At 78.7% G+C, this 553-nt stretch carries 1 pseudogene; it reads left to right on the forward strand.

Annotated features, from left to right (window positions below):
• Positions 1-479, forward strand: a pseudogene (locus tag KUM32_RS36695) (hydroxylase); the annotation flags it as partial.
• Positions 480-553: the final 74 nt, after the last annotated feature.

Consider the following 553-nt stretch of genomic DNA (forward strand, 5'->3'; position numbering starts at 1 on the left):
CATGCCCCACGCCCTGGACCTTCGTCCAGCCGGGCGAGTTCATGTCCAACGCGCTGACCTGGGCGGACTCCATCCGTACCGAGGGCGTGGTGCGCGAGCCGTTCGCGCGGGCGCGCAACGCCTCGGTCCACGAGGGCGACGTCGCGGCGGTGGCCGTGCACGCGCTCACCGAGGACGGCCACGCCGGCCGGCGCTACGTCCTCAGCGGCCCCGAGGCGCTGACCGTCCCGCAGAAGGTCGCGGTGCTGGGCGCGGCGCTCGGGCGCGAACTGCGCTACGTCGAACTGACCGAGGAGCAGGCGCGCGAGCGGTGGCGGGAGTCGGGGGCGTCGCCGGAGGCCGTCGACATGCTGGCGGAGTGGCACCGCGACCCGCCGCCCGAGGGGTACACGGTGGTGCCGACGGTGCGGGAGGTCACCGGCCGCCCCGCGCGGAGCTTCGCCGACTGGGCGGCCGAGCGCGCCGACCGCTTCCGCTGACCGGCGCGCGGCGCCCGCGAGGCCGGTGGCGCGCGCCGGCGCCCGGCGCCCGGGCGCGCCACCCGCCGCTGGCC

The sequence above is a fragment of the Streptomyces sp. AC627_RSS907 genome (genome assembly GCF_019049165.1).